Annotated in this window: 18 protein-coding genes; 11 read left to right on the top strand and 7 right to left on the bottom strand. The window is 58.7% G+C overall.

All coding sequences use genetic code 11. The features are described 5' to 3' along the window. Positions 1–59 precede the first annotated feature (59 nt). Positions 60–1,112 (top strand): AraC family transcriptional regulator, encoded by a 1,053-nt coding sequence (locus ACMG4N_RS10635; RefSeq protein WP_414431603.1) that lies wholly within the window; start codon positions 60–62, stop codon positions 1,110–1,112. Here ACMG4N_RS10635 and ACMG4N_RS10630 read toward each other — a convergent pair. Next, a complete protein-coding gene (locus ACMG4N_RS10630; protein WP_414431602.1) occupies positions 1,095–2,180 on the bottom strand; it encodes a geranylgeranyl reductase family protein in 1,086 nt (361 codons plus the stop codon). The genes ACMG4N_RS10635 and ACMG4N_RS10630 overlap by 18 nt on opposite strands. 173 nt (positions 2,181–2,353) lie before the next feature. Here ACMG4N_RS10630 and ACMG4N_RS10625 point away from each other — a divergent pair, with 173 nt between their 5' ends. Beyond that, positions 2,354–3,334, top strand: coding sequence for a malate dehydrogenase (locus ACMG4N_RS10625; RefSeq protein ID WP_414431601.1), 981 nt, complete (start codon positions 2,354–2,356; stop codon positions 3,332–3,334). Positions 3,335–3,409: 75 nt separating this feature from the next. Here ACMG4N_RS10625 and ACMG4N_RS10620 read toward each other — a convergent pair whose 3' ends face one another. Beyond that, positions 3,410–4,000, bottom strand: coding sequence for a DUF805 domain-containing protein (locus ACMG4N_RS10620; protein ID WP_297763453.1), 591 nt, complete (start codon positions 3,998–4,000; stop codon positions 3,410–3,412). A gap of 157 nt (positions 4,001–4,157) precedes the next feature. Next, a complete protein-coding gene (locus ACMG4N_RS10615) occupies positions 4,158–4,568 on the bottom strand; it encodes a CBS domain-containing protein (RefSeq protein WP_297763450.1) in 411 nt (136 codons plus the stop codon). Positions 4,569–4,742: 174 nt separating this feature from the next. Here ACMG4N_RS10615 and ACMG4N_RS10610 point away from each other — a divergent pair, with 174 nt between their 5' ends. Then, positions 4,743–4,955, top strand: a complete 213-nt coding sequence (locus tag ACMG4N_RS10610) for a DUF6316 family protein (RefSeq protein WP_297763448.1) — start codon at positions 4,743–4,745, stop codon at positions 4,953–4,955. A 32-nt stretch (positions 4,956–4,987) separates the two neighbouring features. Here ACMG4N_RS10610 and rraA read toward each other — a convergent pair whose 3' ends face one another. The 4 genes from rraA to ACMG4N_RS10590 all read right to left on the bottom strand — a co-directional run bounded on the left by rraA (position 4,988) and on the right by ACMG4N_RS10590 (position 10,807). After that, positions 4,988–5,470, bottom strand: coding sequence for a ribonuclease E activity regulator RraA (gene rraA, locus ACMG4N_RS10605; protein ID WP_297763444.1), 483 nt, complete (start codon positions 5,468–5,470; stop codon positions 4,988–4,990). Between the two features lie 76 nt (positions 5,471–5,546). Beyond that, a complete protein-coding gene (locus ACMG4N_RS10600) occupies positions 5,547–6,242 on the bottom strand; it encodes an NAD(P)H-binding protein (protein ID WP_297763442.1) in 696 nt (231 codons plus the stop codon). Beyond that, positions 6,239–8,452 (bottom strand): response regulator, encoded by a 2,214-nt coding sequence (locus ACMG4N_RS10595; protein WP_414431597.1) that lies wholly within the window; start codon positions 8,450–8,452, stop codon positions 6,239–6,241. The genes ACMG4N_RS10600 and ACMG4N_RS10595 overlap by 4 nt, the downstream gene beginning before the upstream one ends. A gap of 39 nt (positions 8,453–8,491) precedes the next feature. Further along, the gene (locus ACMG4N_RS10590) at positions 8,492–10,807 is read right to left on the bottom strand and encodes an efflux RND transporter permease subunit (RefSeq protein WP_414431596.1); all 2,316 of its coding nucleotides are present in this window, start codon (positions 10,805–10,807) and stop codon (positions 8,492–8,494) included. 116 nt (positions 10,808–10,923) lie between these two features. Between ACMG4N_RS10590 and ACMG4N_RS10585 the strand changes: the two genes are divergently transcribed. The 8 genes from ACMG4N_RS10585 to ACMG4N_RS10550 all read left to right on the top strand — a co-directional run bounded on the left by ACMG4N_RS10585 (position 10,924) and on the right by ACMG4N_RS10550 (position 22,266). Next, on the top strand, positions 10,924–11,322 hold the full coding sequence (locus tag ACMG4N_RS10585; protein WP_297763432.1) for a MerR family transcriptional regulator: 399 nt from the start codon (positions 10,924–10,926) through the stop codon (positions 11,320–11,322). Beyond that, positions 11,315–12,478, top strand: a complete 1,164-nt coding sequence (locus ACMG4N_RS10580) for an isovaleryl-CoA dehydrogenase (RefSeq protein WP_414431593.1) — start codon at positions 11,315–11,317, stop codon at positions 12,476–12,478. The genes ACMG4N_RS10585 and ACMG4N_RS10580 overlap by 8 nt, the downstream gene beginning before the upstream one ends. A gap of 100 nt (positions 12,479–12,578) precedes the next feature. Next, a complete protein-coding gene (locus tag ACMG4N_RS10575) occupies positions 12,579–14,186 on the top strand; it encodes a carboxyl transferase domain-containing protein (protein WP_297763426.1) in 1,608 nt (535 codons plus the stop codon). An 84-nt stretch (positions 14,187–14,270) separates the two neighbouring features. After that, positions 14,271–15,044 (top strand): enoyl-CoA hydratase/isomerase family protein, encoded by a 774-nt coding sequence (locus ACMG4N_RS10570; protein WP_414431591.1) that lies wholly within the window; start codon positions 14,271–14,273, stop codon positions 15,042–15,044. 93 nt (positions 15,045–15,137) lie between these two features. Next, positions 15,138–17,087 carry a biotin carboxylase N-terminal domain-containing protein gene (locus tag ACMG4N_RS10565; protein ID WP_414431589.1) on the top strand — a complete coding sequence of 650 codons (1,950 nt, stop codon included), beginning with the start codon at positions 15,138–15,140 and terminating at the stop codon, positions 17,085–17,087. Positions 17,088–17,174: 87 nt separating this feature from the next. After that, positions 17,175–19,115 (top strand): acetoacetate--CoA ligase, encoded by a 1,941-nt coding sequence (locus ACMG4N_RS10560; RefSeq protein ID WP_297763417.1) that lies wholly within the window; start codon positions 17,175–17,177, stop codon positions 19,113–19,115. 78 nt (positions 19,116–19,193) lie between these two features. Next, entirely contained in the window at positions 19,194–20,468 is a 1,275-nt protein-coding gene (locus ACMG4N_RS10555; RefSeq protein WP_297763414.1) for a hypothetical protein, read from the top strand. Positions 20,469–20,556: 88 nt separating this feature from the next. Beyond that, positions 20,557–22,266, top strand: a complete 1,710-nt coding sequence (locus tag ACMG4N_RS10550; RefSeq protein WP_297763411.1) for a ShlB/FhaC/HecB family hemolysin secretion/activation protein — start codon at positions 20,557–20,559, stop codon at positions 22,264–22,266. Positions 22,267–22,333: the final 67 nt, after the last annotated feature.

Below are 22,333 nucleotides of genomic sequence, written 5' to 3'. Positions count from 1 at the left end.
GTCGCTTGCCTCTCGTTATCTAGTAACCTCTGCAGATAACAAAAACGACGCGAGCCAAGATGTCCGCCAGCCTGTCTTCTTCACTGAAATTACGTACCGTCGCCCCTTTCTGGCTTGAATTCCTGCTGGATGCCGCCCTGCGTGCCGGTGTCGATCTGAGTGGTGCCCTGGTGGATCTGGGTATCAGCAACGACGATCTGGAAAACCCCCAGTCCCGGATTGCCATGACGGTGGAGAACCAGCTGCTCAAGCAGGCCATGAAAGAAAGTGGTGATCCGCTTTTCGGTCTGCATATGGGCGAAGGCATCCGCCCGCGCTTCATGGGCGAGCTGGGCTATGCCAGCATGTCCAGCGCCACCCTTGGTGACGCCATCGAGCTGATGATTCCCTTCACCAAAGTCACCAGTGAATGTGCCCAGCTGCGCTTTGAGTGGCGCGACAAGTCCCTGTGGCTTATCTGGGAAAGCGACCTGGAAGACCTGGCCACTTATCCGGCTCGCATAGATGCCAACTTCGCCGGCGCCATCGTTTACGGCCGCTGGTTGATCGGCAAGGAAATGTCGCCAGCCAGGGTGCTGTTTCGCCACCCGCCCCAGGGCGATGAGCTGGAATACCAGCGAATCTTCCGCTGTGAGGTGGCCTTCGAGCAGCCAGTGAATGCCATCGTGCTGGACGCCGGTTTGCTGGACCTGCCGCTGCGCGATGCGGACCCGGAAATGCACAAGGTGGCGCGTTCTCGCATGCAGCGGGCGGTAACCCAGTACCATGCCCGCGACAATTTGCTGGAACAGGTGCGCCTGGAGATTCAGAAACGCCTGCAGCAGGGTGTCCCGCAACTGGAACCTATCGCCGACCAATTGGGGATAAAGCCCTGGACCCTGCGCCGCCAGTTGCGCTCAGAGAACACGGATTTTTCCAGCCTGCTGGAAGATGAACGCCGACGTCTGGCCTGTGACTGGTTATTGCACAGCGACCGCTCGGTAAACCAGATCGCCCTGGATCTGGGCTATTCGGAACAAAGCGCTTTCAATCGGGCCTTCAAGCGCTGGTTCGGTGTAACCCCGGTTCACTACCGGGAACAACAAGGCAGCGCTTTATCTCCCGACGATTGATGCGCCGCGCCAGCGGCGCTTGCATTGGCCCAGGGTAAGTCCCCGGGCAAAGCCCTCAACCAGGGTCTCTCCCAGATTACCCTGCAGCATGCGGGTAGACAGCGGCATTAACGGGTAAAAGAGCCGCGCCAGCTGCTCCACCGTCGCCACCTCTTCGCGCCAACCCGCCAGCCACTGAGGGTAGCTCGCCAGTTGCCCGGCAAGAATCGCCTGGGCGGCCAGCTGACCGCTGAGAACGGCGCCATAAATCCCCTCACCCAGCAGCGCTTCAGTACAACCGGCCGCATCGCCGGCAAACAGGATTCTGCCCTGACACAAACGGGACTGAGGCAGCCAGGTACCCAGCGGGTAGCCCTGTACCCCAGAGGGACGGGTGCCCAGCTGTTGCTGACTGTAGCGATCGAGCAGCTCACGGCTCGGGGAGGCAATACCCTGGCGCCACACGTAAAGCCCGACGTTGACATGATCTCCCTTGGGGAACAGCCAACCGTAGCCACCTTTGATTGCCGCAAAATCAAGCGTCATGCCCGGATAGCGAGAGAGCTGGTCTCGAGGCACAAACCCTTCGATGGCCACCGCGCCGGCAAAACGGCGCTCGCCCAACAGTTTGCGTACCGGGCTGTGGGCACCATCGGCGGCAATCAATGCGTCGGCCTGAAAGCGCTCGCCCTCACGGGTGGTCAGGGTGACAGAGCGGCCGTCCTGACGCAGGGACTGAACCCCTCGTGTCTCCACAAAACTGGCGCCCTGCTGCTGCGCCTGTTGTCGGCAAAACGCATCCAGTTCGGCCCGTTCGGTCATCACACAGAAGGGGTTTGGGGCATGCAGAGCCTGGCTGTTTGCGGGAAAACGCCCGACCCAGAGAGTGGAGACCACTTCACGAACTACTGGCGCAATGGAAAATCGGTAGCGATTCAGGGCCTTGGCTGTCACCCCGCCAGCGCAGGGTTTGCCCTGCCCGGCAGGCCGTGACAGCACCAGTACACGCCGTCCGGCCGCCGCCAAATCCCAGGCGGCGGCACATCCGGCCTGAGCCGCCCCGACAATAATCACATCCCATTTCGTCATTCCGTGCCTCAAGTCAGTCAACCGGACCTCGGTCCAAGTATGAATAGGCCTGTGCTTCCTTTATAATGCGCCCCGTCCGGGACCCCTGACCCATGGCGGAATTCGCCATTGCTCAGTGGCTCCCCTGGTTTCAGCCCCATAAGTTCTCCCGAATTAAAGCTAGGAGATTGTTAATGAAAGCACCCGTACGCGTAGCCGTTACCGGCGCCGCTGGCCAAATCAGCTATTCCCTGCTGTTCCGTATCGCCTCCGGCGACATGCTCGGCAAAGACCAGCCCATTATTCTGCAACTGCTGGAAATCACCCCGGCCATGGAAGCCCTGAAGGGCGTTATCATGGAACTGGAAGATGGTGCTTTCCCGCTGGTCGCCGGCATTATTGGCACCGACGATGCCAACGTGACCTTCAAGGACGCCAACTACGCGTTGCTGGTTGGTGCTCGTCCGCGTGGTCCAGGCATGGAGCGCAAAGATCTGCTGGAAGCCAACGCAGCAATCTTCTCTGCCCAGGGCAAAGCCATCAACGACAACGCCAGCAAGGACATCAAGGTGCTGGTTGTCGGCAACCCGGCCAACACCAACGCCCTGATCGCCCAGCGCAATGCGCCGGACATCAACCCCCGTCAGTTTACTGCCATGACCCGCCTGGACCACAACCGTGGCATGGCGCAACTGGCCAACAAACTGGGCAAGACGGTCAACGACATCACCAAGATGACCATCTGGGGCAACCACTCCTCCACCCAGTACCCGGATCTGCACCACTGCGAAGTGGACGGTAAAGTGGCCGTCGACCAGATCGAACAGGACTGGTACGAAGGCACTTACATTCCGGAAGTCCAGCAGCGCGGTGCCGCCATCATCAAGGCCCGTGGCGCGTCCTCTGCCGCTTCTGCAGCCTCTGCAGCTGTTGATCACATGCGTTCCTGGGCCCTCGGCACTGCCGACGGTGACTGGGTTTCCATGGGTATCTACAGCGACGGTTCCTACGGCATCCAGGAAGGCCTGATCTACTCCTTCCCCTGCACCTGCAAGGATGGTGACTGGAGCATCGTTCAGGGTCTGGAAGTGAACGATTTCTCCCGTGGCAAGATGGAAGCCACCGAGAAGGAACTGGCGGAAGAACGTGACGCCGTTTCCCACCTGCTGCCGTAAGGTTTCGCAGGAATAAAAAAGGGGCTCTTCGGAGCCCCTTTTTTTATACCCGATGTAGCGCTCTTGCTCTATTGCTCAGTAGTCATAGTCGTACTGCATTTCAGAAGCAGCCTGGGCACGCTCGACATATTGATTGTAGGCCGGCACGGCCACTGCCATCAGTACACCGATATAACCCACGAACAATACCGTCACCACAACAAAAGCCGCTATCACCCCACCGCTGTTAGCTACCGGCCTGGGGCCGAATTTGTTCGCTCCCCTGGTGCCCGGCATGAAGATCAACAGCAAGCCCATGATCAGATTCACGATCGGGACAAGAAATAACAGCACAAACCAACCGCTGGCATTGATGTCATTCAACCGGCGGATTGCATAGATAACCGTCATCACCAGAATAAACAGCATCACCACCATAGCCAGAAAACCCAGCAGCATGGTGGCCCCGGAATTGGCAGAAGCACTGTCAAAGCCGCCCATGATCGCGGCAAGAATGCCTCCCACGACGGCTATCGCCAGATAGGACAACATGGTCAGACCAAAGGCATAGACTACATAACGCATCCGACCGATACGGCCTGAGGCCGCAAAGAATTTGGGTTGATAACTTTCATCAGCATTGGCGGCGGACACATCCGCGGATGGAGCCTGATAAGGCTGGTTCATGGTTCCCCCCCTTGGGAAAGTGATTACATATTAAAAGGTCAGCCTCAGTAATGGCGGCTACTTCCTGCAATGGGTCAGAGAAATAACCGGACAGAAGACTGCAACTGCGAATTTGGCTATTACCAGTGACTGGCTGGAGCCGGCCACTGTTGATTCCTTATAGAGTATGCTTTCGACTGAAATCATCCATCGCCCTCAGTAGATCGCGACGGCTGATCTGCCCGACAAGCTTGCCCTTATCTACCACCGGAAGACGACGCCGATGATCGGCAATAAAGATTTCTGCCGCATCCAGTATTGAGCTGTCCGGCGAGATAGTCTGAGGATCTCGGGTCATATACTCGGCAACCGGGCCAATTTCTGTTTCATGGTAGCTGGCCTGCAAAGCACCCTTGAGACAATCCGACTCGGAAAAAACCCCTACCAAACCTCCCGCTTCATCCACCACTGGGGCACCGGAAATTCGGTTTTCCAGGAGGATACGAATGGAATCATTGACCGAAACATGGGGTTTCAGGGTAACCAGGTTGCGGGTCATGTAATCGGCGACCCGAATCGACTTCAGCATGAGAGAGAACTTCCCTGTGTATCGGACCGAAATAGGCCAATGGTTCCTTTTATAACAGATATTGCTTTGATCACCACGGGCTCTGTTTAGCCGCTGAACGACGAACGGCGGTAGATGCAAATAGTTACACAATGTTACCTTTTGAAAAAGGCCATATGCAAAAAAGGGAATTTTATGAAAGTCAGAGCCGAAGACATGGAAGCAAAGACCTGGTTTCGCAGCGATCGCTTTTTTAACGAAGGAGGACGCTGGTTCTTTTCGACCAGGGAAAATACTGTTGAAGGTCCTTTTGATACTCACAGAGACGCAGAACAGGAATTGATGATGTATATCCGCGATATGCAAGCAAAAGCATCATTTGGGCTGGCACCAGAAATCCGCACCTAAGCTGCCCCTTTGGGGCAGCTGACAAAGATAGGCTACAGCAACGCCTTCGGCGAAGTAATAATGCCGTTGTTATCCGCGTAGACATAATCCCCCGGGTGAAACGTAACGCCACCGAAAGTGATGTCGATATTGAGCTGCCCTTCATCGCGGCGCACGGATTTGATCGGCACGCAGCCCAGAGTGACAACGCCGATATCGAGCTTGGCCAGCTCGTCCACATCCCGGCAGGCGCCATAGATGATCACACCTTCCCAGCCATTCTTGACCGCGTTCTCGGCAATCATGTCGCCGATCAGGGCATTGCGCAGGCTACCGCCACCATCTACCACCAACACCTTCCCTTTACCGTCGGTGCCCAGATGTTCCTTGACGCGACTGTTGTCCTCGAAACATTTCACTGTCACGACTTCCCCACCAAAGGCACTACGTGCACCGTAGCTGAACCAGTTATAGCCGGTTACCACAGACACGCTGTCGGCATTGTCATCACAGAGATCGCAGGTCACAAAAGTCATACTGACTCCTTAAAACAGTGGTGAGAAAGGTGTTCCAGCGTGGCAGGCGACAGTCGCGCCGTTTTAACCACCAGCTCTACTCGCCTTTCACTTCTCGTTGGTTACGGAACTTGCCGGCAAACACCAGAAAATCCCGGTAGCGTAGTTTGTAGAGACCGGTCTGCGGCCCCTCAAGGGCCATCCCCACCATGGCGTCTGCCACTTTCTGGCTGTCTACCGGCAGCCAGTGGGCGTCAGTCCAGCGGGTTAGCGGCTCAATCACGCGATTGAAGATGTTGCCCCAGTCCTCCGCCGGCCGCCGGTCATTTCGCTGACCGCGCAGCAGGGAGGGCTGGAGGATAGCAAGTAACGGCAACTCCAGTTTAACCAGTGCTTTTTCCATCTGCCCTTTTACGCGGGCGTAAAAAAACGGGGAACGAGCTTTGGCATTGACGGCCGAAACCACCAGGAAACGCTGCACGCCGGCGCGCAGGGCCATTTGGCCGGCCAGCACCACCAGATCATGGTCCACATGGCGGAAGGCTTGCCGCGACCCGGCCTTCTTCATGGTCGTGCCCAGGCAGCAAAACACATCATCTACCTGAAAAGACGCCTGGCAGGCTTCCATCTGATCCAGATCAACCACATGAACATCGAGCTTGGGATGCTCTATGGAAAGGGGACGACGGCAAAGTACCCGTACCTGTTCGTACTCATCACTTTCCAGCAGATTGGCAAGACAGTCGTTACCGACCAGTCCGGTGGCCCCCAGCAGCAAGGCTTTTCTTGTCATTCATCATCCTCATCAACGTCTGGCTCCGCAGGCAACCAGCGACGCAGAACCGTTTCCAGTGCGTCCAGGTGCACCGGTTTCGCCAGAAAATCATCCATTCCCGCCGCCAGACAACGTGCTTGCACGCCTTCCGCCGTATTGGCGGTAATCGCCACAACCGGAGTTCGCGTGCCATCATTCTGCTTCTCGCGGTCGCGCAGCCGGCGGGTCACTTCAAAGCCGTCCATTTCCGGCATCATGCAATCCATCAGGATCAGATCAAAGCCTTCCTGGTCCACCAGGGCCAGTGCCGTTTCCCCATTACTGACGGTTTTCACCTGATAGCCCAGCTTGCTTAGCATGCCCCGGGTCACCAATTGGTTGACCTCATTATCTTCCACCAGCATCAACCGGAACTGCTTGCGCCGCTGGCGCTCCTCACGGGTCTGCATGGGCGCATCGCCAACCGGTTGCTGACGCTGCAGGCCCACCAGACGAGCCAACGCGTTGCGCAGACTGCGGCGATGGGCCGGGCGCACCAGCACCACCAATCCGTGCTTGTCGATCAGCTTCTGTACCGCCGGGGTGCCACGCTCTTCGATAGTGGCCAGCAGCACCAGTCGCACCGGTCGCAGGGAAGGATCTTCCAGCACATTGCGGCACAGGTTCAGAGCCAATTCCGGGCGCGTCCAGGTATCCACCACCAGCAGGTCAAAATCACTGTGCTCCCGGTGGCCGGCCCGCAGGGCCTGCAAGGCATGGTCATAACCCTGGGCGGAAGAGCACTGGCAGCCGAGCGTCTCAAGCTCTTCCTGCAGGCAGGCAACGGTACCGGAGGCGGCACCCACTACCACGGCTTCGGCGCCATCAAGGGCACGTACCAGATCCTGGGCCTCGCGCATGTCAGGCTGCATTTGCACCGGCACAGTGAACCAGAAGGTGGAGCCCTCCCCCGGTACGCTCTCGGCGCCAAGGGTGCCTCCCATGGCATCAATCAGGCCCTTGCAGACCAGCAGGCCGAAGCCGGTATGACGGCTACTGTAGACATCCTGGCCCTCTTCGATAAAGCGATCCTGGAACAGATGGCGCAACGTTTCCGGATCCATACCCGAGCCCTGGTCGCTGAGGCGCACCCGCAACACACCGTTGCTTTCGCTTTCCACGGTAAAATCCACATCGAGACGGATCTCGCCGTTATCACTGAATTTGATGGCATTGCTGAACAGGTTGTTGAGCACCTGCATGAGGCGCTCACGGTCGCCGCGAATGCGTTTGGGGAGCAACCGGTCGATTACACAGGTAAGTTCCAGCCCCGTGGTCTGGGCCATGGGGCCGAAGGCTTCCAGGGCCTGTTCAATGGCGGTGCGGAAATCAAAGAATTCGGAATTGAGGGTGACCCGCCGGGACAGGATGCGGGAGTAATCGAGTACGTCATCAATCAACGACAACAGCAGCTTGCCGCTGCGCCCGGCTACCTGCAGGTAATCCTTCTGTTCATCATCGAGACGGGTATCTTCCAGAAGGGACATCATTCCCATCAGGGAATTCATCGGCGTGCGCAGTTCGTGGGCCAGTCGGTAGACCAGACTGAGCTGCACCTCCGTACTGCTGCGAACCGGCTGCTGACTGCTGCTTTCGCCCCGTCCGCGGCGTTCGCGGGTCATCGCATGCCAGAAGGTTTCATACTGCCCGCGGTAGAGCCGGAACAGGTAGAACGCATAGATGCTGATCATGATCGCGATCACCCAGTCGTGCAGCGACCCGGTGATCAGCAGTACCAGCACGGTGGGCAGAAACATCAGCACGATATACGCCTGACGCACCCGCAGACCGGCCATCCAGGAGCTACCCAAGGCCGTGGTGACACCGACGTTATAAAGCAGTACCGCGAAGAAGTTGAAGCCGGAGCCCAGTCGCCACGCCAGCCAGGCCGGGAGTATCCCCCACAGCAGCGCATGCATGGCCAGACCGGCGCCAAACAGCTTGCGCCAGCGTGCCGGCCCCGAGCCGTAAAGGGCATCGAAACGGGCAACCAGCCATAGTCGATAGGCAGTAACAGCCAGAACGACCCCGCCTCCGATGAGCGCTTCCAGTTCGAAACTCTGATAAACCTGCCCCCAGGCAAAAACCAGGGCATAAATCAGAAGGGCCGCCAAAACCCCCATCAGGGAGTTCTTGGCGGCCCCGTAATCGACGCGCTTGAGAACCTTGCGATCTTTCTTGTATGTCACCGTGTCTTGTTCCGTGGAACGTTTCCGGACAATGTGGCGCTACGTTAGCACTGCTTTTCCGGGCTGGCTACTCCGCCGCGCACGATCCAGGGCAATCAGTAACGGTACAAAGAAGAAAAAGTCCACAAACAGGGCCATGGCAATGGTTATCGCCGACAGCAAGCCCATGCTGGCATTGGGGTAGAAGTGGCTGGTGCCAATAATCGCAAAATTGGCAACCAGCACCACGGAGGTGGCAACCAGGGCGACCCCCACGGTGCGAAAGGCATAATCCACCGCTTTCTCGGTATTCAGACCCAGCTCCCGCTTGGCACGCACATACTTGCTGAGAAAATGGACCGTATCGTCCACCACGATGCCCAGGGTCATACAGGCCACCACCGATACCGCCAGACCGATTTCGCCATTGATCAACCCCCAGAGACCAAACGCCATGGCTGCGGGCAGCAGGTTGGGAATCAGCGACAGCAGGCCGTAGCGAACCGAGCGAAGGGCGAAGATCAGCAATAGCGAGACACTGATCAGTGCGATCAGGGCGCCGCCCAGCATGCTTTCGATATTCCGCATGGTGACCCGGCCGAACAGGATATCCATGCCTGTCCCTTTGGTCTGCATGGCCGCGGGCCAGTTATCCTGCATCCACTGCTCAACCCGGTCGTTGAAATCCAGCACCGGCTTTGAGCCGATATTTTCCAGCACCACGATGGCGCGAGCCTGGCGTTTGTCGATATCGAGCTGATCTTCCAGGCCCAGCCCCTGGGGCAGCGACAACTCGTACAACAGGGTGTACTGGGAAATCAGTTCCCGGGAATCCGGAATGCGATAGTAAGCAGGGTCACCACCGTGCAAATCCCGGTTAAGGCGTTTGATCACATTGGTGTAGGAGGTGGCATAGACCACTTCGTCCTGCTGCTCCAGCCAGGTCATCAGATCATCAAGGTGCTGAAGGTACTCCGGCTCCATGGTGCCGCCGGATTCACCGGAGGGCACCGCATAATCAATACGGTGCATGCCGGTCATTTCCGACATGGCAAAATCGTTGACCCGCCTTACCTCGAAGGTCTCGTCAAAATATTCGTTGAACACATCGTTGGTACGGTTAAGCCCAACACTCGCCGTCAGCACCACGACGACAACCGACATACCTGCCAGCCAACGCTTGTAATGACGGCTGAGATGGCCGGCCAATGCGCTCATCCAGGGCGCATAATCACGCTGTCTGCCGGGTTCGATGCGGTGCGGTAACAGCATCACAAGCGCCGGTAGCAGTAGCACAGAGAACACAAAGGCCAGCAGCACCCCGATCAGTACCACATTCCCCAGTGCCCGGAACGGTTGTGACTCGGAAAAATTGAGGATGGCAAAGCCGATTGCCGTGGTCAGGCTGGTCAACCAGATTGGCTGCAGATTGATACGCAGGCTTTCCAGCAGCGCCGGTGTCTTGGCAATTCCCTGCAGGCGCTCATGACGATAACTGGCGAGAAGATGCACGGAGTCCGCCACTGCCAGGGTCAGGATCATGGCCGGCGCCATGCCCACGATGGGCGAAAACTCGATACCCAGCCACATGGCCACGCCCATGGCCGACGCAATGGAGAAAGCAATCACCACCACCGTGACCGCCACAAACATGGCACTACGCAGGATCAGCCACAGGCATACCAGCATGACCACAAAGGCCAAAGGCAGCGTGGTCGCCATGGACTGCTCTGTGGCTTCGGCAGAGGCCTGGGAAAACACCACAGTGCCGGTCACCATGAATTCGATATCCGGGTATTGCTCCCCATAGGCCCGGGCCATTTCCCGGGCGGCGGCAGTGATTTCCGGGGCCTCGGTATTGCCCTCCCCCATGGTCACTGTCGCCACCACCCCGGCCACATGCCCCTTGCCCGAGACGAGTCGGCCCACCAGCGCGGGCTCGTCGAGGGCAATCTCGCGGGCTTGCTCGATATCCTCCGCCGACATGGAAAGCGCGTCTTCCACCAGCGGTGCCACAAAGAGGTCATCGCCCTCCACTTCCGTGTGCTGAAAATTGGTCAGCGAATCCACCCGGGTGGAATGCGGCAACGTCCAGGCGTCGTCGGTCAGGCCTTCAATGGCCGCCAACGTTTGCGGTTCAAACACCCGATCGTTTTTCGGGTGCACCACAAACAACACCATTTCGTTAGCGGTGAAACTGTCCTCCAGGGAAACAAAGCGCTTGAAATCCGGATTCTCTTCCGTGAAGAAGATCCGTGGATCGTTGTTGTTATGGAAGTGGCTCATGCCACCGGCCATGGCAAGGCACAGGCCAGTACAGGCCAGCAGTACCCACACCGGATGTGCCACCACCCAGCGACTCCATGCGTCTTTCATGCGTATCCCCCTTATTCGGTAGCCGCAGTCTAGGCAGGGGTAAACACTGTGTCACGGACCGAAAGGGCCAAAACCCAATACTTTACGTTAACGTAAACTTCCCCTACTCTTTTACCATGAGCAAAAAACAGACCTACAGCATCGGCGAGCTGGCCCGGGAATTTGATGTCACCACCCGCACCATCCGCTTTTACGAAGACCAGGGCCTGGTAGCCCCTGAGCGTCGTGGGCAGACACGGGTCTACACCCCTGCCGACCGGGTCACCCTGAAACTGATTCTGCGTGGCAAGCGACTGGGCTTTTCGCTGGCCGAATCCCGCGAGCTAATCGGCATGTATCAGCCCCAGAGCGATAACCGATCCCAGCTGCTTGCCCTGCAGGAAAAAATTCACCAGCGCCGCGTACAGCTTGATCAGCAACTGCGTGACATCCAGCTACTGCAACAGGAACTGGATAACGCCGAACAACGCTGCCTGGAAAGTCTTAACCAACTGGAGTCCAAGGAAAATGTTTAACAGCACCTTCAACTTCCACCTGGGCGAAACCATTGACGCCCTGCGTGATACGGCTCGCGCCTTCGCCCAGAAGGAAATCGCGCCCATCGCCGCCGAGATCGACCGCAGCAACGAGTTCCCTCTGGAGATGTGGAAGAAAATGGGTGATCTGGGGCTTCTTGGAATCACTGCCGGCGAAGAATACGGCGGCGCCAATATGGGCTATCTGGCTCACACCATCGTGGTGGAAGAGATCTCCCGCGCCTCTGCCTCCATCGGCTTGTCCTACGGTGCCCATTCCAATCTGTGTGTTAACCAGATTGCCATCAACGGTAGCGCTGAACAGAAAGACACGTATCTGCCTAAACTGATCAGCGGCGAGCGCATCGGTGCTCTGGCCATGAGCGAGCCTGGTGCCGGCTCTGATGTGGTCAGCATGAAGCTGCGCGCCGAAAAGAAAGGCGACCGCTACATCCTCAATGGCAACAAGATGTGGATCACCAACGGCCCTGACGCCCATACCTACGTGATCTATGCCAAGACGGATAGCAGCGCTGGCCCCCGTGGCATCACGGCTTTCATCGTCGAGCGTGATTTCCCCGGTTTCTCCCGGGCCCAGAAGCTCGACAAACTGGGCATGCGTGGCTCCAACACCTGCGAGCTGGTGTTCGAAGACTGCGAAGTCCCCGCCGAGAACATCCTTGGCAAGGAAAATGAGGGCGTAAAGGTCCTGATGAGCGGCCTGGACTATGAGCGCACCATTCTGTCCGGTGGTCCGGTGGGCGTGATGCAGGCCTGCATGGATGAGGTGGTGCCCTACATCCATGAACGCAAACAGTTCGGCCAGGCCATCGGCGAATTCCAGCTGATGCAGGGCAAGATCGCCGACATGTATGTGATGCTCAACACCAGCCGCAGCTATCTCTATCACGTGGCCCAAGCCTGTGACCGCGGCGAGACCAACCGCAAGGATGCCGCCGGCGTAATCCTCTACTGCGCCGAGAACGCCACCAAAATGGCCCTGGAAGCGATCCAGACCCTGGGCGGCAACGGCTATATCAACGACTACAACACCGGCCGCCTGCTGCGCGACGCCAAGCTCTATGAAATCGGCGCCGGCACCAGTGAAATCCGCCGCATGCTGATCGGCCGTGAGCTGTTTAACGAAACAGCGTAAAAGATGATTTACCACAAAGAGCACAGCGTTCACTGAGAAAAATCTTTTTACTCTGTGTGCTCTGTGCCCTCTGTGGTTAACAGTGTTTTGTGAGGCGCCCATGCCCAAGATCAATAGCCAGATCAATCCCGCCAGCCCGGAATTCCAGGCCAATCGGGAACACAACCTGACACTGCGCCAGCAGCTGCAGGAAAAACTGGACCACATCGCCCACGGCGGAGGTGAGGCTGCCGAACAGCGTCTGCGCGAACGCGGCAAACTGCCGGTGCGCGAGCGCATCAATCTTCTCCTGGATCCAGGCTCACCGTTCCTGGAGATTTCCGCCCTGGCCGCCGAAGGTGTCTATGGTGAAGACGTTCCGGCAGCGGGCTGTGTGGGTGGCATCGGTCAGATCCACGGCGTGGAATGCATGATCGTCGCTAATGACCCCTCGGTGAAAGGCGGCAGCTACTACCCGCTCACCGTGAAAAAACACCTGCGGGCCCAGGCCATTGCTGCCGAAAACCGTCTGCCCTGTGTCTATCTGGTGGATTCCGGCGGTGCCAACCTGCCCCGCCAAGACGAAGTGTTTCCGGACCGGGATCACTTCGGTCGCATCTTCTTCAACATGGCCAACATGTCCGCCCGCGGCATTCCCCAGATCAGTGTGGTACTGGGGTCCTGCACCGCCGGCGGCGCCTACGTGCCGGCCATGGCCGACGAAGTGATCATGGTGAAGGAACAGGCCACCATCTTCCTGGCCGGCCCACCACTGGTGAAGGCTGCCACCGGCGAGGTGGTCACCGCCGAAGAGCTGGGCGGCGCCAACCTGCACTGCGAACAATCCGGCGTGGCCGACCATCTGGCCGACGACGAACCCCATGCCCTGGAGCTGGCACGCCGTTCCATCGCGCACCTGAACTGGCACAAGCCGGATCAGGTAAACCGTCAACCGGTCCGCCCGCCGGCCTACGATCCCACCGAGCTATACGGCGTCATCCCCACCACTACCCGCCAGCCCATGCCGGCGCGGGAACTGATTGCCCGTATGGTAGACGGCTCCGAGCTAGATGAATTCAAGGCCCGCTATGGCACCACCCTGGTGTGCGGCTTTGCCCATATCCATGGCTACCCGGTGGGCATTCTCGCCAACGATGGCGTGCTCTACTCCGAATCTGCCCAGAAAGGCGCGCACTTTATCGAGCTGTGCAACCAGCGAAAGATTCCGTTGCTGTTCCTGCAGAACATCACCGGCTTCATGGTGGGCAAGAAATACGAATCCGAAGGTATCGCCAAACACGGCGCCAAGATGGTCAACGCCGTGGCCTGTGCCAGCGTGCCCAAGTTCACCGTGATCACCGGTGGCAGTTTCGGTGCCGGCAATTACGGCATGTGCGGGCGCGCCTATGATCCGCGCTTCATGTTCATGTGGCCCAATGCCCGTATTTGCGTGATGGGGGGCGAACAGGCCGCCAGCGTTCTCACTCAGGTAAAGCAGGCGTCGCTGAAGAAGAAAGGCCAGCAATGGAGTGACGAGGAAGCAACCGCATTCCAGGCAGATATGACCGAGCGCTACGAAGAGATGGCGCAACCCTGGTATGCCAGCGCGAGACTGTGGGACGACGGCGTGATTGACCCGACGGATACCCGTGATGTCCTCGGGCTGGCCATCTCAGCCAGCTTGAACGCACCGATCGAAGAGACGCGTTATGGCGTGTTTCGGATGTGATCAGGTGACGCTTGCACGCCTCCCTCGGTACGCAGTAACGACCTACAGGGTGCACTGAGCCTACGACAACACCGGACGTATAACATGAGCGTAACGACACAGATCAAAGACCGTGTGGCGCAAATCACTCTGGATAATCCGGACAAGCGCAACGCCTTCGACGACACCATTATCGCCTCGCTCACCGAGGCCTTTGAAAAAGCCGGTAACGATGACAGCGTGCGCATTGTGGTGCTTCAGGCCACGGGCAAGCATTTCTCCGCCGGTGCAGACCTGAACTGGATGCGCGCCATGGGCAAACTGGATGCGCAACAGAACCGCGACGATGCACTGAAACTGGCGCGGCTGATGCAGGCTATCGACCAGTGCCCCAAACCTGTCATCGCCCGGGTGCAGGGCGCGGCCTTTGGCGGCGCGCTGGGCCTGATCTGCGCCGCCGACATGGCGGTGGCTGCCGACAATGCCCGCTTCTGCCTCAGCGAGGTAAAACTGGGCATTGTACCGGCGGTGATCAGCCCCTATGTGGTGCGCGCCATGGGCGCCCGGCAGGCCAATCGCTATTTCATGACGGCCGAGGTCATTCCTGCCAGTAAGGCAGTCGCGCTTGGGCTTGCCCATGAAGTGGTACCGGAGAGCGAACTGGATGAGGCGGTCAGCAACCTCATCACCGCCCTGCTCAGCGCCGGCCCCCGTGCCCAGATCGAAGCACGCAACCTGATCGCCCGCGTCAGTGACGGCCCAATCGATCAGAGCATGCTCAACGACACCGCCAACCTGATCGCCAGGCTGCGTACCGGCGAAGAAGGCCAGGAGGGACTGAGCGCCTTTCTGGAAAAACGAACAGCGAACTGGATCTGACCCACTATCCGCAGGAGCGTCGCTGGCGGCGCGGCAACCCACGCCGGAATCGCGCCACCGGCGACGCTCCTGCGGCAGGACAAAGGCAACAACATGGCACAGATAAAAAAACTCCTGATCGCCAACCGTGGCGAAATTGCCCGGCGTATTATCCGCACCTGCCACCAGCAGGGTATTGCCACCGTGGCGGTCTACTCCGAGGCCGACGCCACCCTGCCCCATGTGCGTGAAGCGGATCAGGCGGTCTGTCTGGGTCCGGCCCCGGCGCGGGAAAGCTACCTGGTCATCGACAAGGTCATCGCCGCCGCCAAGGATACCGGCGCCGATGCCATTCACCCGGGTTACGGATTCCTTTCCGAGAACACTGCCTTTGCCGCCGCCTGCGAAAACGCCGGCATCATTTTTGTCGGGCCTAATGCCCGCGCCATCGACGTCATGGGCGACAAGGCCGCCGCCCGGCAATTGATGGCAACCAGCGGTGTGCCGGTATTGCCCGGTTTCGACGAAGAAGGCGCCAGTGATGACGACCTGGTTCGTGCCAGTGAGCAGGTAGGTTTCCCGCTTCTGATCAAGGCGGTGGCCGGCGGTGGCGGCAAGGGCATGCGTGTGGTCAACAACGCCGGCGATTTTTCCGAAGCGCTGGCGGCAGCACGCCGTGAAGCCCGCGGTGCCTTCGGCGATGACCGGGTACTGCTGGAGCGCTATCTGCCCACGGCTCGCCATGTGGAAGTGCAGGTATTCGCCGACAATCACGGCAACGCCGTACACCTTTTCGAGCGCGACTGTTCGGTACAGCGTCGCCATCAGAAAATCATTGAGGAAGCCCCGGCACCTGGCCTGGATGAGGCCACCCGGGACGCCTTTGGCAACGCCGCAGTTCAAGCGGCCAAGGCCATTGATTATCGCGGTGCCGGCACCGTCGAGTTCCTCTACGGTCCCGATGGCCAGTTCTACTTCATGGAAATGAACACGCGTCTGCAGGTAGAGCACCCGGTGACGGAAATGATTACCGGCGAAGACCTGGTTGCCTGGCAGCTCGCCGTCGCCGCCGGCGAACCGCTGCCCAAAGCGCAGCATCAGATCGAGCGTCACGGCCACGCCATGGAAGTGCGTCTCTACGCGGAAAATCCGGAGCAGGGATTCCTGCCCTCCTCCGGCCTGCTCAGCCATCTGCGCTGGCCCCATGAAGTGGCCCGGGTGGACGCCGGTTACGAGAATGGCGATCGGGTGGACGACCATTACGATCCCATGATCGCCAAATTGATCTGCCATGGCGCGTCACGCAATGAGGCCCGCCAGAAACTGATCACGGCTCTGGAAGCCCTGGAACTAAGCGGCATCCATCACAATGCCCCCTTCCTGCACCGGGTACTCAACGACGCAGCCTTTGCCGGTGGCGAACTGGATACCCGTCTTCTGGAACACCGCCCACAACTGCTGGAGGCCACGCAGACGGCCCCCGAGCTGTTGGCCCTGGCTGCCAGCCAGGTATTTGCCACCGACAACACCGGCGATTCCCCCTGGCAAAGCCTGCAGGGCTGGCGGCCGCTGGGCCGACGTTTCCGGCAAACCCTGCTTCAGGTCGATGGCGAGCTGATCACGGTCCGCGAACAGGATGACTCCGCGTCTGTGGGCGACAAGCAGGCCCCCCTTGTTGCGACAATGGATGCGCAGACCATCAACCTGCACTGGGGTAACACCGGTCTGCGCGCACGCTATGCCCGCAACGATGACAACACCCTGCTTTTGTTCGTGGCCGGCCAGGCCCGTGCGGTCACATTGAACCCCAGCCGGGAGAGTGCCCGGCACGACGATGAAGCCGGCTTCATCGCGCCCATGAGCGGCACCATCGTGGCCCTGCATGTGTCTGCCGGCGACACCGTTGCTGCTGGCGATGCGGTGATTACACTGGAAGCCATGAAGATGGAGCACACCCTGCGCGCTACGGTGCCGGGGACAGTCCATGATTTTCATGTGGCCGTCGGCGACAGCGTCAGCGAAGGCACCTTGCTGGTGGAATTTGAAGAGACCGCTGACGCTTGAGACAGTCGCGGCCATCCGGCCGCATTACCGAGCTGATTGAAACCGCCGGACACTTGCTGCCGGACACCTGACACTGGGGAGAACACAATGTCCGCACCGCTTTGGCAACCGGGTGAAGCACAACAGAACAGCCGGCTGGCCAGATTCTGGGAACAGGCCCGTCACCACAGCGGCCAACCGCTGGTCGATTATAATGCTCTGCATGCCTGGTCAGTGGAGCAGCCGGAGGCATTCTGGCAACAGGTGTGGGACTTCTGTGGTCTGGTGGGCGAGCCCGGCGACACCGTACTGACCCGCCGCGACCGTTTCCAGGACACCCGCTGGTTTCCCCAAGCGCAGCTGAACTATGCGGAAAACCTGTTACACCGCAACGATACCCACCCGGCCCTGATAAGCGTGCTGGAAGACGGCACCCGCACCCAGGTCAGTTACGCCGACCTGCGAGTGGCCGCCGGCAAGGTCGCCGCCCAATTGCAGGCTGCCGGCGTGAAACCCGGTGACCGGGTCGCCGGCTACATGCCCAATCGCATTGAGACGGTGATCGCCGCCCTGGGCGCAGCCTGGATAGGCGCGGTATGGTCATCCTGTTCGCCGGACTTCGGTGTATCCGGCGTGCTCGACCGCTTCGGCCAGATCGAACCCACCGTGCTGGTGGCCTGTGATGGCTACCACTACAACGGCAAATGGATCGACCTTGGCGAGCGTATCGACGCCCTGCATTACGCCCTGAAACCGGAACTGATGGTGGTGGTGCCCGGCAAAGGCAACAGTACGCCGGTGCGACGAGCACTGATCTGGCAAACCTGGCTGGATAGTGCCGGGCCGGCACCGGACTTCGCCTCACTGCCGTTCAATCATCCGCTGTTTATTCTCTATTCCTCCGGCACTACCGGGCAGCCCAAGTGCATCGTTCATAGCGCCGGCGGCACCCTGCTGCAACAGACCAAGGAATTGCAGCTGCATGCGGACGTGGGCGCGGATGACACCCTGTTCTATTTCACCACCTGCGGCTGGATGATGTGGAACTGGTTGCTGTGTGGACTGCATACCGGCGCTACCCTGGTACTCTACGATGGCAACCCGGCTTACCCGAACACTGCCCGGCTGTTCGATCTGGTGGATGACGAAGCCATCACCCATTTCGGTACCAGCGCCAAGTTCATCCAGGCCGTGGAGAAATCCGGCCTCAAGCCCCGCGAAAGCCATGATCTGTCTACCCTGCGAACGCTCTTCTCAACCGGCTCTCCCCTGCTCCACGAGAGTTATGACTATCTCTATGAGCAGGTGAAACCGAATCTGCTGGTCAGCTCCATTTCCGGCGGCACCGATATCATTTCCTGCTTTGCTCTGGGCAATCCGTTGCTGCCGGTATACCGCGGCGAATTGCAGTGCCCGGGCCTAGGCATGGACGTGGCCGTGTTTGACGACAACGGCGCTCCCCTGGCGGATAGCAAAGGCGAGCTGGTGTGTCGACAGCCCTTCCCTTGCTGCCCGATACAGTTCTGGAACGACCCGGATGGCAGTCGTTTCCACAAGGCCTACTTCGCCCGTTTTGACGGCGTCTGGGCCCATGGGGATTACGCCCAGCTGGTTCCCCATGAACAACACTGCGGGCTGATCATTCACGGCCGTTCCGATGCGGTGCTGAACCCGGGCGGCGTTCGCATCGGCACCGCAGAAATCTACCGTCAGGTGGAAACCCTGGATGCGATCCGCGAAGCCATTGTGGTCGGCCAGGAGTGGCAAGGGGATGTGCGCGTGGTGCTGTTTGTGGTGCTGGCCGATGGCGTCGATCTCAGCGAGGCACTGCAGACGCAAATCCGCAAAGCGATCCGTGAAGGTGCCACGCCCCGCCATGTGCCGGCGGTGATTGCCGAGGTGCCCGAAATTCCACGCACCGTGAGCGGCAAGATTGTCGAACTGGCAGTCCGGGAAGTGATCCACGGACGCCCGGTCACCAACCGCAATGCCCTGGCCAATCCGCAGGCACTTGAGCATTTTTGCAACCGGCCTGAGTTGGCAAAATGACCGTCCGTTTACCGGGCCATTGACGGCCCGGTTTAAACGCGCATCATGTAGGCTTATACCGGCCCAGTGATGTAAAACATGAAGAATAATAAACGCTTGCCGACGTTGGCAGCTGCCCTGCTGTTCCTTTTGCCGGCTCTGTCCGGCACCTTGCACGCGCAGATCATTACGCTTACCGGCGAAACCTTCAAAACCCTGCATGGAAAGCAGAGCGGGCTCTATTCGTTCTTCACCATTCAGGATGGGCGGCTGGCGCCCGTGCCGCATCAGTGGGTGCAATGGTCAGAACAGGGCTACCCCTATTTCGAAGAAGATGACAGCACCAGCCCGGTTGGCGACCCCCTGCGGATCGATGCCGAGGATCGCCTGCTGCTGCGTTTTGAAGATGGCGGCCAACCCCTTGATGGCCCGGTTACCGAACAGGTGGCAGCAGAACTGGCCGTGGAACAAGGTGGCCAAACCCGTTACTTTTACCTGATCAAGAATGCCTACCTGCAGAATACTGATCGTTACGTTCAGTTCGACCCGCAGTCCATGACCATCAAAAGCACCGACTATGCACTGAGCATGGCGGGCGGCAACCTGTTCAACTGGAGCGACTTTTACTTTCGCGGCTTTGAAGGCGAAAACGGTGAGCGACAGAGCATTCTCGATACCCTTAAATTACGCCTCAGTGCCGGTCTCTTCGGAGAAAACAACCGGATCACCCTGAGCAACAACAACCTGGACCCCAAGGTCAAACAGGTCATCAATGGCCCTCTGGCAGCGCTGGTTTACGCGTCCACGTCGGTAACCGTTGCCAAGGTTCCCGTGCTGCGCATCAACAATTATTTTCTGGTGATGCCCAAACAGATGGAGATCCATAGTCGCTTCACCCTGCCCGGCATCGCCGAAACCGTTGTGAAACGCCCGGCACTGGACATTTCCCTGGACGGCAATGGCCTCTATGACAGCCAACTGATGACCAGTTGGACCGGCAATCATCTTGCGATCACGGATGGTCGGTTGTCCGACGCCGAAAAGGCCATGCTCGACAAACCGCTGGGCGGTGACAACTGGATATGGTTCAGCACTGGCCGTGGTTTTGATCTGCTCGCCCAGTTGGCGTTCCTGAAGGGCTTTGATACCCCTGCCCGTCTGCTCTACCAGGATGATGCTTCACTAGTTAACGACCCTGAACGTTTCCCTGGCCAGCTTCCCAATGTGGGCTTTTCATTGACGGACATACCCTTTGGCCAGGAGTTTTATTTTGTTACCCGGCTGTTCTACAGCAAGGACAGCCAGGGGCTTGCGCCAGGTAACTACGCCCGCCAGCAACTGGACGAGCCGAGCGCCACCCTGACATTGGAATAACATGAAAGAGTGCCAGGTACGGCAGAAAACTTGTCATTCCCGTCGAGGGCTTTGTAGAGTGAAAGCTCTCCCGGTAAGGCGTTCGTTCATGCAGGCACTGTGTCCCGGTACGCAGCGGCAACAACTCTCCCGGGCCGGGTTTGGCATTTCCTGGCTGACGGCATTCCTGTTGTTGTTGCCCTTGCCGAGCTGGGCCTCCTCCCCGGATGAAAGCTGTAACGTTATCTACGATTACGGTGATCCTGCCCTGTTTGAATTTGTCGAGACCCGCCAGAACGTGGACTTCAGTGACTACCAGGGACGTTCCATCGGCGAGATTCACTACACCGTGCTGCCCATCTTCAACGAAGACGATCCGGCTGAGGATAACTGGCTGTATCGGGCAGCCAACTTTCTGCATATCGAGACACGAAAAAGCACCCTGCAAAAGCAGATGATCCTGACCCGTGGTGAGTCGCTTGAACGGGATCGCCTCAGGGAAAATGAACGACTACTGCGTGGTAACGACTATCTTGTCGATGCCATGATCGTCCCCCACAAGGTCTGTGCAGACACCATAGACCTGTTGGTGGTAGTTAGGGATGTGTGGACTTTTTCACCCTCTGCCTCGGCATCGCGTTCCGGCGGCGATGACAGCACCAGCGCCGGTTTCACGGAAAGTAATTTGTTGGGCAGCGGCCAGAGGGTCGCCACCGGCTACTTCGATGATGCCGACCGCAGCGGCCATTTCTTCAGTTACCGCAACCCTCTGCTCCCCGCGCGGGTACAACTGAATCTTAGCTATACCAATGCCAGTGACGGTGAATCCCTGTCAGGCGGCCTGGTACGGCCCTTCTATCAACTGAACAGCCACTGGTCTGGCGGCGTCGACGTACAGCGGGAAAACCTGCTGGAACGCATCGAGGTAAATGATCAGACGGTCAATCGCTATCGTCTTGAGGATAACCGTTACGAAGCGTTTATTGGCTGGTCGCCGGGGGTTAAGGAAAAAGCTGTTATCCGCTGGCGGCTGGGGATCACCGACGAAGAGGAACGCTTTAGCGCGGTCCCCGACGAAACCACCTCGCTGCCCGAGGACGAGCGTCGCGTGTACCCCTGGTTGTCCCTGGAATATCAGGAGAACCAGCATCTGGTAGCCTCAAATCTGAACCGCGCCCAGCGTCAGGAAGACATTCGCCTGGGCTGGTATCACTTTGCGCGTGTGGGGCACGCCAGCGAATCCCTCGGCAGCAATGCCGAGTCGATCATTTTCAACATGAGCACCAACAACACCCGCTTTATTCGCAAGCATCACTTGTTTCGCAGCGGCTTGTCTGCAAGCGGGCGTTATCAAGACGATGATTTTGTCAGCACCATCTATGGGGGAAACCTCAGTTATTACTATTTCCTCAACCAGAACAATCGCTGGTTCGCGCGCCTCAATCTGAACGCCGGTAGCAATCTGCGTCAGGATGAACAACTGACCATTGGTGGCAACGATAACCTTCGCGGTTACCCAACCAACTATCAGCGTGGCGACCGCCGCTGGGTCTTTTCCGTTGAGCGACGCCGCTTTACCAATTGGCAAATTTTCAACCTGGCCTATGTGGGCGGAGCCGTTTATGTGGACGCCGGGCAAGCCTGGGAACAGGGTGAGCCCCGCGGCAGCACCCTGGCTAACGCGGGACTGGGACTACGCCTGAGCCCCAGTAAATTCAGAGTGGATCGGGTGCTGCATCTGGATGTAGCAGCACCACTGGTAGATCAGGACGAAGTCGACGATGTCCAGTTCATTGTGTCAGGAAGGGTGGATTTCTAGGTGCCCTACGTCACTGCCTGTGGCGAGTCACGAAGAGCAAAAAAAGCCTGCTTTTCAGGACTCGTAA

It is taken from the genome of Alcanivorax sp. IL2 (genome assembly GCF_047495475.1).
In the GTDB taxonomy this organism is placed as follows: domain Bacteria; phylum Pseudomonadota; class Gammaproteobacteria; order Pseudomonadales; family Alcanivoracaceae; genus Alcanivorax.
Note: the sequence above shows the minus strand (reverse complement) of the source record. Positions and strands in the feature narration are given on the sequence as shown.